At 69.1% G+C, this 16,595-nt stretch carries 11 protein-coding genes; all 11 read right to left on the bottom strand.

Annotated features, from left to right (window positions below; all coding sequences use genetic code 11):
* Positions 1 to 45: 45 nt before the first annotated feature.
* Positions 46 to 4,326, bottom strand: a complete 4,281-nt coding sequence (locus J8I82_RS05385) for a cellulose biosynthesis protein BcsC (protein ID WP_245179462.1) — start codon at positions 4,324 to 4,326, stop codon at positions 46 to 48.
* On the bottom strand, positions 4,311 to 5,543 hold the full coding sequence (gene bcsZ / locus J8I82_RS05380; RefSeq protein WP_209755113.1) for a cellulose synthase complex periplasmic endoglucanase BcsZ: 1,233 nt from the start codon (positions 5,541 to 5,543) through the stop codon (positions 4,311 to 4,313). Before bcsZ ends, J8I82_RS05385 begins: the two co-directional genes overlap by 16 nt.
* On the bottom strand, positions 5,540 to 7,858 hold the full coding sequence (bcsB, locus tag J8I82_RS05375) for a cellulose biosynthesis cyclic di-GMP-binding regulatory protein BcsB (protein ID WP_245179461.1): 2,319 nt from the start codon (positions 7,856 to 7,858) through the stop codon (positions 5,540 to 5,542). Before bcsB ends, bcsZ begins: the two co-directional genes overlap by 4 nt.
* 107 nt (positions 7,859 to 7,965) lie before the next feature.
* The gene (gene bcsA / locus J8I82_RS05370) at positions 7,966 to 10,164 is read right to left on the bottom strand and encodes a UDP-forming cellulose synthase catalytic subunit (protein WP_209755111.1); all 2,199 of its coding nucleotides are present in this window, start codon (positions 10,162 to 10,164) and stop codon (positions 7,966 to 7,968) included.
* Positions 10,164 to 10,961, bottom strand: a complete 798-nt coding sequence (gene bcsQ / locus J8I82_RS05365) for a cellulose biosynthesis protein BcsQ (protein WP_209755109.1) — start codon at positions 10,959 to 10,961, stop codon at positions 10,164 to 10,166. The genes bcsA and bcsQ overlap by 1 nt, the downstream gene beginning before the upstream one ends.
* A gap of 10 nt (positions 10,962 to 10,971) precedes the next feature.
* Entirely contained in the window at positions 10,972 to 11,496 is a 525-nt protein-coding gene (bcsP, locus tag J8I82_RS05360; protein WP_209755107.1) for a cellulose biosynthesis protein BcsP, read from the bottom strand.
* An 86-nt stretch (positions 11,497 to 11,582) separates the two neighbouring features.
* Positions 11,583 to 12,038 carry a cellulose biosynthesis protein BcsD gene (bcsD, locus tag J8I82_RS05355; protein ID WP_209755105.1) on the bottom strand — a complete coding sequence of 152 codons (456 nt, stop codon included), beginning with the start codon at positions 12,036 to 12,038 and terminating at the stop codon, positions 11,583 to 11,585.
* A 403-nt stretch (positions 12,039 to 12,441) separates the two neighbouring features.
* The gene (locus J8I82_RS05350) at positions 12,442 to 13,239 is read right to left on the bottom strand and encodes a GntR family transcriptional regulator (protein ID WP_209755103.1); all 798 of its coding nucleotides are present in this window, start codon (positions 13,237 to 13,239) and stop codon (positions 12,442 to 12,444) included.
* Positions 13,240 to 13,318: 79 nt separating this feature from the next.
* Positions 13,319 to 14,518, bottom strand: a complete 1,200-nt coding sequence (locus J8I82_RS05345) for an MFS transporter (RefSeq protein ID WP_209755101.1) — start codon at positions 14,516 to 14,518, stop codon at positions 13,319 to 13,321.
* A 62-nt stretch (positions 14,519 to 14,580) separates the two neighbouring features.
* Positions 14,581 to 15,426, bottom strand: a complete 846-nt coding sequence (locus tag J8I82_RS05340; protein WP_245179477.1) for an isocitrate lyase/PEP mutase family protein — start codon at positions 15,424 to 15,426, stop codon at positions 14,581 to 14,583.
* Between the two features lie 38 nt (positions 15,427 to 15,464).
* Positions 15,465 to 16,595, bottom strand: coding sequence for a TauD/TfdA family dioxygenase (locus J8I82_RS05335; RefSeq protein ID WP_209755097.1), 1,131 nt, complete (start codon positions 16,593 to 16,595; stop codon positions 15,465 to 15,467).

Raw genomic sequence — 16,595 nt, 5'->3', positions numbered from 1 at the left:
TGGCCGCCATCATCGCCGCCATCGTCACTGGTATCGTTCGGCGCCTCAGAAGGGCAGCGGCGCGACCGCTGACCGGGGTGGCGAAGGCGGGAAGCCGATCTGGCCTGTCTGGCGCTGCAGCGCGTAGCGCACGTACATGCCGGCGTACCACTGCCGGTAGTCGCGCGCATTGTCGATGCCGACCAGGCCCCCGACATAGAGCTGCTGTGCCGCCTGGTACTCCAGTGACCCGACCAGGTTGTAGGCCAGGCCGGTCTTCGACTGGCCGGCATAGACCGCCGAGGTCTGGCTGGTCAGGTTGCTGGCCCTGGCCAGCGCGACCGCGGCATTGGCCGCGGCCTGGGCACCGGCATCGGTCGGGAAATATGGGGCATCGTCCTCGTTGAAGGCCTGCACGCCCAGCGCGCCGCGCACATGGTAGGACAGCCGGCCGCTGCGTCCTTCCAGCGCCAGCGGTACCGTGACCGAGAAGTACGTCTGCGGGCTGAAGTAGCCGCCATGGCCGACGGTGAAATAGCGCAGGTTCTCGCTGTAGCCCATCGAGGTGAAGTTGATGCCCGAGGTGAAGCGCTGCGTATCCGAGTCGACCAGCTTCATGTAGAAGCCGCCGCCGCCTTCCCACTTGTTGTTGCGCGCGACATCGTGGCCAGTCAGCACGCTGTAGCCGCCGTAGCCGTAGATGCCGAACGAACCGTCGCTCCAACCGAGTTCGGCACGGCCTCCGGTCGCCATCACGCCGCCCCAGGTCACGCCGGTGCGCTCGTCGCGCGCGCCCGCGTAGGACAGCAGGCTGTCGGTGACCGGGCGGCGCGCCGCCGCCAGGCCGAGCGTGGTCCGCTGCGTGAGGGGCAGGTTCAGGCGCGCGCCGGCATTGACGTCGGTGTAGCGGAAGCCAAGCGGCGTGCTGCCGATGTCCACGCCGAAGCGCTCGGCCTCGTACGCCACGCCAAGCGCCATCCCAAAAGCACTTTGCGAGCCGGCCGATGTCGAGGTCAGGTTCTGCCCGAACAGGTTCTGGCCGGTGCCGGGCACCGCCCAGCCTTGCGGGCCGGCGCCAAAGCGGCTGCCATTGTTGAAGTCGGATCCGACGGTGCCCGCATCGAGCGCCACCGGCGTGACCCGCGCCACCAGCTTGCCGTCGCCGGCCGGCACCTTGCCTTCGGCCACCACCTGCAGTTCGGTCAGCTGGCTCATGCCGGAGTCGCCGCTGCGCCCGCGCAGCATCGGGCCGCCCGCGAACGAGCTGGTGCGCTGCTGCTCGATCTCGCGCAGCTCTTCCAGCGCGGTCTTCGGACCGGCAGGCGCGGCTGGCACGTCGGCATCGGCCAGCCATGGCAGGCGCGACTGCGCGCCAAGCGGAGGCTGGGCCGATACCGGGACACCGGCCGCGTACGCTTGCGTGGGCACCAGTTCGGGCTGCACGTGTGGCTGTGCATATGGCTGCACAGTCGGCTGCGCCCCGGCAGCGGGCGTGCGCCCGGCCTTGGCGGGGCGTGCCGCGGCGCTGGGGGTGCCGGTGGCAGCAGGGTAGTACGACGCCGGCCCCGTCATCGGAGCCGCCGCCATCGCCAGCGCGGTGCCGGCGGTGGCGGCGGTGGCGGCGGGCTGCGGGATATAAGGCTGTCCCGGCGCCATGCCGGCGGCCTGCCGCATTGCCATCCCCGGCACGGCCGGGTACGGCGCAGGCGATCCTGCCGGCGGCAGCGTCGACGCCTGCCGCTGGCCCGGCAGCCCGACGAAGGGATTGGCCGGCACGCGGTCGAAACCGCCGCCGGGCTGCACACCGGCGCCGGCAACGCCCGCGCGGCTGCCTTCGGCCGCGACCGCGGCACGGAAGTACTCCGCCGCCCTGGCATTCTTGCCCTGGGCCTTGTACAGGCGGCCGGCCGCGGTCAGCACCTCCGGAGACTCCGGTGCCTGCTTCAGGGCCGGCTGCAGGGCACGCTCGGCCCAGCCGTATTCCTTGGCGGCCGTGGCGGTACCGATCGCGGCCAGCCGCAGGTCGAGGTTGGCCGGCTCCCTGGCGAGCACGCTTTCATAGAGCGAGAGCGCCTTGTCGTTCTCGCCGGCCTGCGCGTACATGCGCGCCAGGCTGGCCCGCACCGACGGGTTGCCGCCGCGCTCGGAGAGTGCCGTGGCGAGGGTGTCGTAGGCGGCGACGAGATCGCCCGCCGCAGTCAGCGCGTCGGCCTGCCGGACGATATAGGCGATACGGATATCGTCGTAGCCGCGCCGCTGCTCGGGCGTCATTTCGGCGCCGGCAAGCTGGCGCAACAGGCCGGCCAGTTCCATGTCCTGCTGCGCCTTGAGCAGGACCGCGGCATATTGGAGCTGCAGGCCCGCATCGGGCACCACCGCGCGGCGCATCGCATTGCGCATCAGCGACAGTGCGCGCGCGGTGTCGCCCGCATCCGCGTAGCCCTGTGCGATCGCCCCGGTCAGTTCCGCATCCTGTCCGGCGAAGCGCTCGGCCTGTTGCAGCACGCCGATGGCGGCGGCCTGCTGGCCGGCAGCGGCCAGCTCACTGGCGCGCGCCGCTTCGGCGTGGACCCACAGGCGTCCCTGGAGCTTGCCCATGTCGGCGCTGCGCCGGTTGGCGGGCACGCGCTCGAGCAGGTCCAGGCCGCGCTGCCATTCATTCGATTCCGCGGCGGCCAGCGCGCTGGCATACAGCGCTTCGGGATCGCCCGGCACGGACAGCAGCAGGTTGTCCATGACGCCGCGGGCCTGGTCCTTCATGCCCATCGCGATATACAGGCGTGCGACCTCCAGGCGCACCCAGGCGTTGGTCGGGTCGGCAGCCATCGCATCTTCGAGCAGACGGCGCGCGCTGGCCGTGTCGCCTTGCTGCATGGCCTGGCGCGCGTGAGCGCGGGCCTGGTCGGCACGCAGCCGCCCGAGCGGGGCAAGCTGACCGCGCTGGGCCGGCGTCATGCGCTCGACCAGCGCCAGTGCCTCGGTGGCCTTGTTCTGCGCCTGCAGCACCTCCACCAGTCCGCGCGTGGCGGCAGCGTTCTCAGGGTGCGCGCGCAGCACGCGGCGGTAGCCCGCCTCGGCGGCGGCGTACTGGCGTGCGTCGGCCTGCAGGTCGGCCAGGGCCACCTGCGCGGCGGGTTCGTTCGGCTCGATGCCTTGCGCCTGCTCGAGCAGGCGGCGCGCTTCGCCGGCGTTGCCGGCCTCGCGCCGGGCGGCGGCGCGCTGCACCAGCAACCAGTAGTTGGCGCTGTTGCTGGCCTGGCGGTACCGGCTGCCGGCGCCGTGGCGCGATGCGCGCGCGAAGTAGTCCGCGGCCTCCGCGAACTGTTCCTGCCTGAGACGCAGCACGCCCATGCCGCCGAGCGCATCGGGATCGTTGGGCTGTTGCGCGAGTGCGCCCTGGAAGCGCTCGCCGGCACTTGCCAGGTCGCCGGCGTTCAGTGCCGCAAATCCCTGCTGAACGATGCCGCGCATCGCGTCGGCGGCCGCCGCGCCGGGCTGGCGGGCAGTGGCAGGCTGGCGCGTCGCGGCTTCCAGCCGGGCGCGGATGGCGGCGTCGTCGGGATGCGCTGCGAGCCAGGCCTGGTAGAGCGGGGCGTCCGCGGGGCGCTGGCCGAGCCAGCCCAGCGCGCGGCGCCAGCTTTCGGTGGCGTCCTTGCCGACATCGGCGCGGCTGGCCAGGCTTTCCAGCTGGCGGATGCCGTCCCGGCGCGTGTTGTCGCGGTACGTCAGGTGCTGCGCGAGTGCCAGTTGCGCGCGGGCATCGGCCGGATTGGCGCGCGCCAGGCGCTCCAGCCCCTGCCGTGCGGCCTCCCACCCCTGCGCGGTGCCGCCCAGCGTCTGGTAATACTCGAGCGCCAGGTCGCCCTGCGGCACGTTGCCGCCGGCGGCTTCCTCATAGCGTTTGACGGCCTGCTCGGATTGCCCGCTGCGCGCGAGCTGGCGAGCCTGTTCGACCTGCTGCCGTGCGCCGGCGCTGCCGCCGCGCGCGATCTGTTCGCCCAGCTGCCGGGCCAGCGCGGAGCCTGGTGCCGCCTTCTGCAGGCGATCCAGGTAGGTGCGCGCCGAATCCGGCCGTCCGGCCTCCAGCTCGGCGACGCCCATGCCATGCAGCGCGTCCGGTTGCGCCGGGTTCAGGCGCAGCAGCTTCTGCCACACCTCGGCCGCCCGGTCCGGCCGGCTGCGCGCCTGCCAGTACTTGCCTTGCTCGACGAGCGCCTTGACGGGATCTTCCTGCGCCGCTGCAGGTGCGGCCGGTGCGATGGCCCCGGCCAGCAGCGCCAGCACCAGCGCATGCGTACGTATGCGCCGGCGGGAGGACTCGCGAGTCCGCTTCATTGCCGTGCGCATGCCTTGTCTCCGCTCTTGCCCTGCAACCACCGCAGCTCCAGTTGTCCCGACGGGACGAAGTGATAGTGACCGTCGGCGTGCCCGAGTCCGAACAGGCCCAGAACGGTGTCGTAATAAGTGGCCCTGGACGCCGCGTCGCCCAGGCCTTGTGCGCGCGCGCGCTGCACCGCAGCCGCCGGCGAGCCGGCAGCCTGCAGGAACGGCACCAGTGCGGCCGAGAAGCCGGGCGAGCCTTCGCCTGCGAGCGCACCGGTGGCGGCGTGCATTTTTTCCGGCGGCGCCGGCCGGCCATGCATCAGTTGCGCGACCGGGGCGAGCGCCTGCATCAGCCGGCGCGACGCCGCGTCGGCCTTTGGCGTGAGGCCGGCCCACAGGTAGACGCGGATGGCGTCGTAGCTGCCGACATCGCCCTTGTCCGGATCGATGCTCCAGCGCGCCGGCTGGTTCGGTCCGGACTGGTAGGCGGACCAGTCCGGCACGATGCCGCGCGGGGCCACCGCCTGCACCATCGCGGGCACCTGGTTCGCCAGCGCGCCCCAGGGCCCGGCAGGGTCGAACGTGGCCAGCCGTCGCAGCAGCGGCACCGGCATGTAGCTGGCGTTGAGGCGCCACAGATGCGCGCCATCGGCCTTGTCATGGACAAAGCCCTGCGGACCGGGCAGGAGCATGGGTCCGAAGCCGGGCAGCGTCACCACCTCGTGCTTCGCGACCAGGCGCAGCAGCGCTCGCGCGGCCTGCGCATAGGCGGGCGCTTGCCAGGCGCGCGCGGCTTCGGCGAGCGCGTACGCGTACCAGAGGTCGGCGTCCGATGCCGGGTTGGCATCCATGACACCCCAGGAACCGTCGTCGCGCTTGCCCCAGCGCCAGGCGGGCAGCTTGTCGGCGAGATCGCCGCCGCCAAGGTTGGCCACGCTCCATTGCCATGCCTTGTCGAAGGTGGCGCGGTCGTTGGCGATCAGCGCGAACACCATGGCGTAGGACTGGCCTTCGGAGGTGCTGTGCTGCTCGCGCACGGACGTGTCGATGACACGCCCGTCGGCCTGCATGAAGCGGCTGAGGAACTGTTCGTAGAGCGGCCACGGACAGGCGGTACGCGCCGGCGTGGCGGCGGCCGCTGCCGCGACGGCCGGCCACGCGCCGGCAACGGCACCCAGCGTGCCGATGGCGCCGGCGCCGAGCAGCGCGCGGCGGCGCGCGTCGGGTCCGGTCGCGGTCATGCCTGGCCTGCCTTGCGCCGCCTGGCACGATGGCGCAGCATCAGGAACAGCACGGCGGCGAGCAACGGCGTGGCCAGCGCCAGCATCAGCACCAGCGCGTATGGCCGCTGCGACAGCCACCAGTGCGCATAGGTCCAGGGATTCAGCTTGCCGACGTAGTAGTTCTGCTGTGCCGCGAGGCTGTCGACCGAGGTGCCGCGTACCAGCACCAGGCTGCCCTGTACCAGCGGCAGGCGCTCCGCGTCCAGCAGGGTATCGGCGACGGCGTGCAGGCCGCCCGGCGTGTTGCTGGTAATGGCGACCACACTGCGGCCTGCGGCCAGCGGCGACTCGAAGCCGGCCAGTGCCGCATCGGTGCCGGGGCTGTTGATCGACAGGTTCGCTTCGACCGGGCGGTTGCGATTGCCGTCGGCACCGTTCCACCAGCCCCTGACGGTGTCGTAGACGCCGGTCAGCGCAAAGCGCTTGCCTGCGCCGGCCAGCGATACCGGCATCTGGTCCGCCCATTGCGCCAGCAGCGGCTGGCTCTGCGCGGTGCCGATCACCAGCAGGTCTCGGTCGGCCACCTGCTGCACGTCCGCCGGCGCGGCAATCCTCACGCCGGTCGCCGGATACCCGGTCGACTCGCCCATGCGGCCCATCATCGTCAGGTAGGTCGAATAGTCTTCCGCCGAAGGCGTTGCCGGCAGCACCACCGCCGTTTCCGACAGGTCGGCCAGGCGCGTGAACGGGAAGCCGCTGTTGCCGAAGGCGGCCAGGTCGGGCAGGGCGATAAAGTGCGGCAGGCCGGAGATGTCGATGGTCGAATCCGGGTCGATGGCGCCCTTCACGTTGTCGACCAGCACGTCCTTGCAGGCGCCTTGCTTGAGGTAGTCGTAGTAGTAATGGAACTGCAGCTGCGACTGCGCCGGCAGCATGAACAGCGGCAGGTGCAGCGTGTGGCGCGCCGGCACCGAGCCATCGGGCAGCACGCGCGCGACCAGTTCGGATGCCTTGCCCTCGCCGTCCTTGAGCGAGCGCAGCGTGTACGCGCGCAGGAACTGGCGGTTGACGTTGACGTTCAGCGTGGACTTGTCTGTCGTCGGGCGTGGCGTGTAGCGATAGCGCAGGTCGATCGGGATGCCGCGCGAGCGCCAGCCGAACAGGTCGGGCGGCACGCGGAAGTTCACGCGTACCAGGTCCGGCTGATAGCCGGACACGTTGAGCTGCTCCACCGGCATCAGCTCGCCGAAGCGCACCGGCCGGTCGCTGCGCAGCCAGTTCGGGGCATCGTAGGGCTGGCGCGCCGCCACGGTGTCAAGGCTCGTGATGGTGGCGCGCGGACCCGACAAGGCTTTGGCCCCCAGCACCAGCGCGCGCGCCGCAGTCTTCAGTTCGGCGCTGTCGCGGCCCAGCACCAGCAGCAGCTTGCTGCCGGGGTCATTGGGATGGGGCACGATCGACAGGGTCGGGCCATCGAGCCGCGGCAGCTCGATGCCGGCCGGGCGTTCCTGCTGCGTGGCGAACACGACGGCATTGCCGCCGGCCGGGACCTGGTTGAGCGACACCGGGAAGGTGGCCCCACGGTAGCCCGCCAGCCCGCCGAACCAGGACGACACCGCGCCCGCCGCTTCCAGCGCCGCCGGCGACGGCGAGCCGGCGAACACGAACGGCAGCTTCAGGCGGCGGACGTCGCGGCGGTCGAAGAAGGGCAGCGGCAACAGCGCCAGGTCATTGGCCAGCGCCACCGGCATGACCGTGAGTTCCAGCACGCTGCTGTTGCTGACGGTGGCCCACAGGCTCGAATGGAACGGGTCTTCGCAGTCAGTGGTGTAGTGACCGATCAGCTGCAGGTTGAGCCGGTTGAACTCGGTGATCAGCCGGGGCTCCAGCGCCAGATCCTTCTCCAGGCTGCTGCCGGCCGTGTCGCGCGGCACGGGCACGGTCTGCGCGACCTCGCCGTTGACCAGCACGTTGATGTGCGAGATCTGCGGCAGCAGCGCGGGAGAGTAGCTGTAGCGCAGCTTCAGGCGGGCACCGGTGACGACTTCGTCCGCGCGTACGGAAAAGGGCACGCCGTTGATCCCGTCCACGCCGCGCAGCTGGAACGGCAGGTCCGCACCGAGCTGCTTCAGCGTCATCGACACCACGCGGCTGCCAGGGCGCGCAGCGGGGACGCCGGAACCGGCATTGGCCGTGGCAGCGGCCGTGACAGGCAGGGCGGCAACGTCCCGCGGCGCGCGCGGCTGCGCCTGCGCCGCAGCGCACATGCAGGCCGCGAGCAGGGGAATGACGCAACGGGCGATCAGGGTGCGGACCGGAGTGGGCGGCGTCATGATTCAGGCGGATTCCTTGTGCCAGGTTGGGTATGGGATCGGATGCGGCCGGCAGGGTCGAACAGCGCCGGTGCAGGCAATCGAGCCGGGGATCGCGGAGCAGGAGTTCAGGTGCGTGCCGCCTGTCCGCGCCGCATCAGCTTGCGCAGCTCGCGGCCAAGGTGGAAGGTCACGTTGCGGAAGCCGAGCAGGCCGATCTGCATGATCTGGCGCAGCGCCAGCCGCGGCGCGTCGTGCCGCTTGGCGCCCCACGAGTCGAGCCACGCGTCGGCACGGGAGAAAGTGCACTGGATGAAAGCCATTTCCTGCGCGGGGGCCATCTGCTCCAGGCGCAGGCCGGTATGGTTCTGCCCCTGGAAGACCACGTGGGCCGGGAACACATGCTCGGCGTTCTGCAGGTAAAGCGACACCCCGACGCGCTCGCCGACACGCGCCACCACGCCCTGGGGCAGCCGGATGCCGATGCCGCGCTCGGCAAAATCGACGGTCTCGCAGGCCACGGCGCGGCCGTCGTCGAAGCGCAGCGTCGCGGGCAGCTTCATCGCGACGCGGTGCGCCTCGCGCACCTGCCGCGTCTCGCTTGCCACGGCGATGGATGCGCCGATGATGATCAGGTTGTAGGCGGTCCAGAGCAGGTTCAGGACCACCGTGATCGCTTCATCGGGCATGCCATGGTTGCCCGATGCGAGTTGCCAGACGCCCAGGCCGAAGCCCAGCAGGTTGAATACCAGCAGGACCAGGTAGGGACGCGAGATGATCCAGTCGAAGTAAGCTTCCTCGATCACGCCGCCCTTGGGCGTCACGTTGAACTTGCCCGCCGCCGGATTGATAAAGGCGACCAGCGTCGGCCGCATGATGTACCACGCGAGCACTGACTCGTAGACCTCGTTCCAGAACGAATGCCGGAAGCGTCCCTGGATGCGCGAGTTGGTCATGTTCGCGTGCAGCAGGTGCGGCAGCGCAAAGACGGCAATGCTCAGCGCCTGCGCATTGATCACGTGCGCGCCGAACAGCAGGTACGCCAGCGGTGCCGTCAGGAATACCAGCCGCGGCAGCCCGTAGAAGAAATGCAGCATCGCGTTCAGGTAGCACAGCCGCTGTGGCAGCGACAGGCCGGGCCCGAGCAGCGGATTGTCGATGCGGCAGATCTGCGCCATGCCACGCGCCCAGCGGATGCGCTGGCCAACGTGGCCGGACAGGCTTTCCGTTGCCAGCCCCGCGGCCTGCGGGATGGCCAGGTAGGCGGTGCTGTACTTCAGCCGGTGCAGCTTCAGCGCGGTGTGGGCATCCTCGGTTACCGTCTCGACCGCGATGCCGCCAACCTCCAGCAGCGGCGCACGCCGGATGATCGCGCAGGAGCCGCAGAAGAAGGTGGCGTCCCAGAAATCGTTGCCGTCCTGCACCAGCCCGTAGAACAGCTCGCCCTCGTTGGGCACGTCCTGGAACGTCCGCAGGTTCTTCTCGAACGGGTCGGGCGAGAAGAAATAGTGCGGCGTCTGCAGCATGGCCAGCTTGCGGTCCTTCAGAAACCAGCCCATGCAAAGCTGCAGGAAGGAGCGCGTCGGGATGTGGTCGCAGTCGAAGATCGCGACATACTCGCCGCTGGTCCGCGTCAGCGCCGCATTGATGTTGCCCGCCTTGGCATGGCGGTTGTTGTCGCGCGTCAGGTGCGTGACGCCGACCTTTTCGCAGAAGGCGCGGAATTCCTCGCGACGGCCATCGTCCAGCACGTAGACGTTGATCTTGTCGCGCGGCCAGTCCAGCGACATCGCCGCAAAGACCGTCGGCTTCACCACCGACAGCGGCTCGTTGTAGGTCGGGATGAAGATGTCCACGGTCGGCCACTCGGCCAGGTCCTGCGGCATCGGCAGCGGCTTGCGCTGCAGCGGCCATGCGGTCTGGAAGTAGCCGAGCACCAGCACCACGAAGGCATAGGCCTCGGCCGCGAGCAGCCCGGCACCGAAGGCCATGTCGATCCAGGACTCGAAAGCCGTGGTCTCCGTCACGCGCCAGTACATGTAGCGGCTGGTGGCGGCCAGCGACAGGATCACCATCATCAGCGTCGCGAGGTGGCCCTTGGTCCGGGAAAGGCCTGCGGCCATCAGGTAGCAGGCCGCGGCGAATCCGACCTGCTGCCAGAAATCCAGCGGCACGGTCACGACGATCGCGAACAGCAGCAGGCCGAGCAGCAGCCCGGCCGTGCGGCCGGCGGCGTTATCGAAGGGCAGGTCCAGCAGCGATTGAGCCAGGCCGCTCTTCGGCGACGCCGGCGCCCTGGCAGGCCCGGAAAGCTTCGGTGAAGTCATCAGGCGTGCTCTTGGAGAGTGGCTTGCGGGGTAGCTTCCTGGGGAGCCAGCAATCTGCCGCGCAGCCAGGTGGCGCAGCGGCGGATATCCTGCCCGGCCTGGCTGTGCGGGCTGCGCTCGACGACGGTGCTGTCGTGCGCCAGCGCTTCCGGGACGGCCTGGTCCTGGTGGATGACCCCGAGGACCCGCTCGCCCAGCTGGTTGCGCAGGACCTGGACCACGTCCTTGCCCAGCTGGCGCGCCATGTCGACCTGGTTGATGACCAGTGCGTGGCCGAGAAAGCCGGGGCGGCGCTCGCAGTAGGTACGGATCAGGTCGTCCATCAGCGGCAGGGTGGCATACGACGCTGCATCCGGCAGCGTCACCACCAGGCAGACGTGCGCGCAGGACAGTGCCTGGCGCATGTATGGCGACGGGCCGGGCGGCGTGTCGATGACGACGATGTCGTCTTCGGCCAGCCCGAGCGCGTCCAGATGGGTGCGCAGCCAGTTCGGATGCGTGGCGAGGTGCTGCTCGAAGGCGGCGCGATCGGTTTCGTTGAGGCCGCCGAACGGCATCACCAGGGCCCGTCCGCCCGGCCAGATGCTTTCCAGCCAGCGCTCGCCGGCGAGCGTGGCGCGGGCATGGCCGGCGACATCCTGCACCGGCATGCCAAAGTGCAGGCGCAGCGCATTCTGCGGGTCGAGGTCGATGGCGAGGACACGGTTGCCGGCCTGCGCCAGCGTATCGGCAAGCGTGGCAGACAAGGTGGTTTTCCCAACTCCGCCTTTGGCGGAGACAACGGCTACGATTTTCACGGACGGATGCTCAGCTGCGCTTCAGGCGATCGAGGAAGGAACGACGGGCCGGCGTATGCTCCGGCTGCGCTGCGGGCGCAGCCTGGCCTTCGAGCCGCGCGAACACCTGCGCCAGCGGCGTGGCGCCGGCGGGTCCTGGCGCGGCGGCCGCTGCCGTGGCATTCGGCCAGCCAGAGCGTTGCAAGGGCTGTGATGGCGTGGTCGCTGGCTGTGGCGCGACGGCCTGGAGGTGCGGCAGGACCGGCGCAGTGACCGCCGCGTTGGCCGGCGCGATGACCGGCGCGATGACCGGCGCGATGACCGGCGCGGTCGCCGGCGCAATAACTGGCGGCGCGGCGGTGGGCGCCACCGGCATGCCGATCCCCAGCGCCTGCACCGGCGGCACCACGGCGTTGCGATCTACCCGCAGCGCCGCGAGCAACGGCCACCGCTGCTGGGCCTCTTCGGCAGCGTCCTCGCGGACAATCTCCCGGTAGGTCTCGGGGTGGCCACCATGGCGGCTGAACAGCTTGGATAGATCGTCGGACTTGCTCATGGCAACAGGGCATCGCTCGCGCTCGGGGGAGGAACGCGGCACGGCTTGAAAAAGATGACTTGGAATGAAAGAAACTGGCGGCCGGCTCAGCGTCCGAGGCGCAAGCTCATGCTTCCGGTCGCATCGAACGGCGAGGCTTGCGTGACCTGCAGCAAGCCTGACGACCCGAGCGACTGGAACCAGTGCTGGTAGGCGCCGGTCAGGAACGCGGCCTGCCAGGGTGCTCCGTTGCCTTCATCCGTCCGGGTGCGGGGCGCGCAGTGGTGTTGCACGAGCAAGGCATCGCCGGTATCGGCAATACTGGTCCAGCCCCAGTCGATGTCGAGCCAGACCTGCGCGATGGCGCGTTCGAGATCGGCAACCGTGCCGCAGGGCCCTAGCGGGAAGCGAGCGGCGAAACGGGCGCCGGTAGCGGCCATCAGCGCGTTGACACCGGCATCGCCCAGCTGGGCAGACAGTTCCTCGACCAATGCCTCGATAAAGTCACGCCATTGTATAGAGGCATGGCGCTCGGTCAGATATTGAAGTAATGCATCGCCCACTTGAGATTCCCCGTTCTCGTTCTATTTTTGTTTGCGGGACGAATGGTGGCCGATTGTTTAGGTCCATGCAAAGGTTTTGTAACGAATACATGACGCGTGCTCGCAACAAACAGCCCTTGCGCTCAAAATTAAGTGTTCGCCTAATAATGGTGAGATGAAGCGCGTGCGCTGAGCGGCGCCTGGACACCCAGAAAAGGTTCCGGGCGCATTATGCATCCGGTTGCCATTGGCCAATGGCACCATATTTGCGCCCATGATTCCGGGCTGGCGCATTCAAGCTGGAAACGCGCGTGGTCGGCAGGTGAAGTGTGATGGCAATTAACGTAATTTTGATTTTTTTGCCATTTTCTGCCGCCCTGGAAACTTCGGATATTCCACCGCCAATGCAACCCGGCGCGAGCGCTCACCCCTGCACGCTGCGCCACGTCCGGTCCAGCACCATGCGATAGGAAAACCGGTCTGCAGGATGCACGGACAACGCCATCTCGATCAGCCTGCCGCCCGCATCCCGGTACTGCCGGTTGATCCACAGCCCCGCCGTGCCGGGCGGCACCAGCAGCAACTGCGCGATGTCAGCGGGCAGCGCGCCCGCATGGATGACCTGCTCGATGCGCGATACGGCGACATTGAACTGCTGCTCGATCAGATGGAACACCGACGCCTCGATATCCCGTTCCGTCCCGCTGACGCCACGGAAGTCGGGGTGGACCCAGACCTCGTTGTAGCAGATCGGCGCGGGTCCGGCGTCGCCGGTGCGCACGCCGCGGATCACCAGCCAGTGCTGGCCGAGGTAAGGACCGAGCACCGGATCGGCATCTTCATCGACTTCGCGCAGTCCACGCGAGACCACGCGCATGCGGGTGCTGGCCGCGTACTGCAGCAGGTCGCCGACCTGCCCGACGGCCAGTTCGTAGCCGCCTTTGGCGCGCGATGCGGTGACGACCGTGCCGATGCGCGGCGTGCGCGTGATCAGTTCGAGCCTGACCAGCCGCTCGATGGCGGCGCGCACGGTATGGCGGCTGGCGCCGAACTGCTTGCACAGTTCCATTTCCGTGGGCAGCTTGCTGCCGACCGGGTAGGTGCCGTTCTCGATTTCCGAGCGCAGCGTCCGTGCCAGCGCCATGTAGCGCGGGCCGGCACCATTGCGCACGTCCGCGTCGGGACCGACTGCGTCGTCGTCGAGACTGCCAGCTTGTTCCATGTTTCCGGTGCTTCGGTGGTGGTGAATGACGCTCGCAGCATAGCCGCGACCCGTCACACGGGCAAGCGACAGGCCCGCATCACGAGTTGAGCGGCGATTGTGGCGGGTTGTCGGCCTCTCCAGCCTGGCAGGCAGGCGCCGCCACCGCCGTCCGGCCTCGGGCACGCCCGTTCCACAGCAGCAAGGCCACGCTGAGCGCCGGCACGGCCGCCAACGCAAGATAGGCCACGCCCAGGCTGTGGCTGCGCTCGGCAAGGTAGCCGAACGCCGGCGGCCCCGACACCACGCCAAAATAAGTGAAGAACAGCGCGCCACCGGTAACCGAGGCCACGCGGCCAGGGGGCGCCAGCCGCGCGACCTCGCCGAGATAGACGCCGTTCCAGCCGATTGCCGTCGCGCCGAGCAGCGATGAAACCACGCACAGCGGTACCAGCGTCCACTGCGCCGTAAACAGGCCGGTGGCCACCGCGCTCGCGCTCATCAGCACGGACAGGAAGATCAGCACGCCGCGTGGCGATCCGGTCAGGTCGGCCAGATGGCCCCACAGGATACGTCCCACGATGCCGGCGCCTTGCGTCACCGCATAGACCATGCCGGCCTGGGCGAGGCCGATGCCGACCTCGGTCGTCAAATACACCATCAGGTAGCCGCTGACCGACAACTGGCACGCCGAGAACAGCAGCGAGACCGCCGCCATCGAGCGCAGGCGGCCATCGGCCAGCACGTCGCCGAACAGCCGCCCGAGATTGCCGCCGAACGTCATGCGGCCAGTCGCCCCGCGGTCAAACTCGCGCCGCTGGCCATTGCTGAGCGCGGCCACGAGCAGCGCCAGCAACGCGAGCGCGCCCAGTGCCGCCCGCCACGACCACAGTGCGGCCAGCAGTGGCAGCGCCGCGCCGGCCAGCAAGCCGCCCAGCGGCACGCCGGTCTGCTTCAGCGAGAACACAAAACCCATCCGGTCCGGCGTGGTGCTGCGCGCCAGGATCTGCGAACTTGCCGGCGTGATCGGCCCGTAGCCCAGGCCGCTGACCAGCGCGGCCGGCAGCCTTGCCTGTGGCTCGCCGGTGGCGAGCAGGCCCAGCGCCACGGCTTGCGCCAGCAGCCCCAGCTGGGATGCGCGTACCGGACCCACTCCTGCCACCAGCCCGGCCCCGGCCAGGCTGCCGAGCATGCCGCCGACATAGACCATGGCCAGGTAGATGCCGACGCTTGCCAGCTCGACGCCGGGGATCACCGGCGCCAGCACCGCGAATGCCAGCGTGCTGGCGGTCGCGACCATCTGTATCGCCAGCGAGCAGGAGAGGGTGACGGTAGCGCGCCACCGGCCGGGGACCTCAACGGTCATGACGCGTGGCGCTTGTCGAACTCCCACACCGACTCAAAATCCATCAGCGTGTTGAAGCGCGGGAAGTCATAGAGCCGGTCGCCGATGCCCAGGGAAGTGCGGTTGGCCTTGACGTGCTTATAGACGTCTTCCAGCGCCTTGCCCGCGGCAAGGAAGCCCACTGCGGGATAAATCGCGATGGCGAACCCCATCTGCTCGAGTGTCTCGGCCGGCAGCACCGGTGTGCGGCCGGTTTCCACCACGTTGACGAGCAGCGGCAGGTCGAAGGTCTTGCCGATGATCTCGAGCTCTTTCTCCGACTCCGGCGACTCGACGAACAGGATGTCGGCGCCGGCGCGGGCATACGCTTCGGCGCGGCGCAGCGCCTCGTCCAGGCCCAGCGAGGTCCGTGCATCGGTGCGGGCGAGGATCATGAAGTCCTTGCTTTCGCGCGCTTCCACCGCGACCTGGATCTTCTTCACCATGTCTTCGGCCGGAATCACCCGGCGGCCCGGCGTGTGGCCGCATTTCTTGGGGAATTCCTGGTCCTCGAGCTGGATCACGCTGGCGCCCGCGCGCTCGTAGCCGCGCACCGTATGCGCGACGTTGAGCAGGCCGCCGTAGCCGGTATCGCCATCACAGATCACCGGCATGGTGGCCGCGGAACAGAAGGCGCCGACACGGTTGACCATGTCGGTATAGGTCGCCAGCCCGGCATCGGGCAGGCCCAGATAGGACGCTACCGTGCCATAGCCGGTCATGTACAGGCAGTCGAAGCCCATGCGGCTGGCGATCCGTACCGAGATCATGTCGAACACGCCGGGTGCGGCGATCAGGCGCTTGCGCGCCAGCAGTTCGCGCATGGTCGGGCGCGCGTTGGCTTCAGTGTTGGTCGATGTCATCACGCAGCTTCCTTGTTTTCGGGGTAGATGCGCAGCTTCATGCCGTGCGCACTGGCGATACGGGCCTCGAACGCGCGGATCTGCGGCGTGATGCCGATGCCGCGGAAGCCGCCGCGCACGCAGGCGGCATCGACGTCCTTGTAGGCATCGAGCCAGCCGTGCGGCAGCGGCTGCGCCTGCGGCAGCGACAGCCACAGCCGGAACAGGTGGCGCTTGCGCTCGGGCTCGGGATGGTCTTCGTACTCGGTGCGCGAGTGCAGCACGATATGGTTGTTCAGCAACTGGATGTCGCCGGCTTGCAGGTCCATGTGGTAGCACAGGTCCTCGCGCGCCAGCAGGTCATCGAACAGGTCCAGCGCCTCGGTCTGTTGTGGCGTCAGCCGCGGCACGTCGGGGAAGGTTTGCTGCGCGCCCTTGATATGGTTGCGGATATGGCGGCAGGCAAAATGCCCGTCGCGGATGCCGAACACCGGCGCGGCGTAGTACGGCGCTTCTTCGGGGGCCTGCTCGCCCTGGCGGCTGAAGACCAGTGGTGCGTAGAGTTCGGCGGCGAGATCCGGGCGCAGACGCAGCATTTCATTATGCGCGGCGATCGAGCTGGAGATCAGGCTGGATCCGCCGCTCTTCGCGGTGCGCACGCAGAAGAGGCCGACCATGTCGCTGCCATCCGCATGGAAATCCAGACCCGAACGCGTGTTGTAGCCGCGGCCGGTATTGGAGCGGTACGTGCCGCCCGCGTCGCGCACGTCGGACACGAACTGGCTCAGCTTGCCCTGCGGACGCGGCACACCCAGTGCCAGGCCGATCCCCCAGAACAGCAGCCGCAGCGCATCCTCATCCCAGCGCTGCACCGGGAAACCGCGCAGCAGCTTGAAGCCGAAGCCGCCTTGGGTCTCGTCGATCAGCGCAACCAGGCGCTGGCGCACGCCTGCGTCCAGCGGGAAGTCTTCCAGCGACATGTCGAAGCGGTCCTTGCCGCTCTGTTGCGCGTGGCGCAGCGCCTGTTCCAGCGCGTCGATCTCCGCCTCGCTCAGCACATGGATCCAGCTGTTGTCCTGCTCCACGTCGCGGCGCGTCCATCCGCCCGCCACCGGGCCGATCGGTTGGGTGTTGGTCTTGGTCGTTTCCAT

This window comes from Cupriavidus consociatus (assembly GCF_017814975.1).
Taxonomy (GTDB): Bacteria; Pseudomonadota; Gammaproteobacteria; order Burkholderiales; family Burkholderiaceae; genus Cupriavidus; species Cupriavidus consociatus.
The sequence above is the reverse complement of the archived record's forward strand: the minus strand, read 5'-3'. Positions and strand labels throughout refer to the sequence as shown.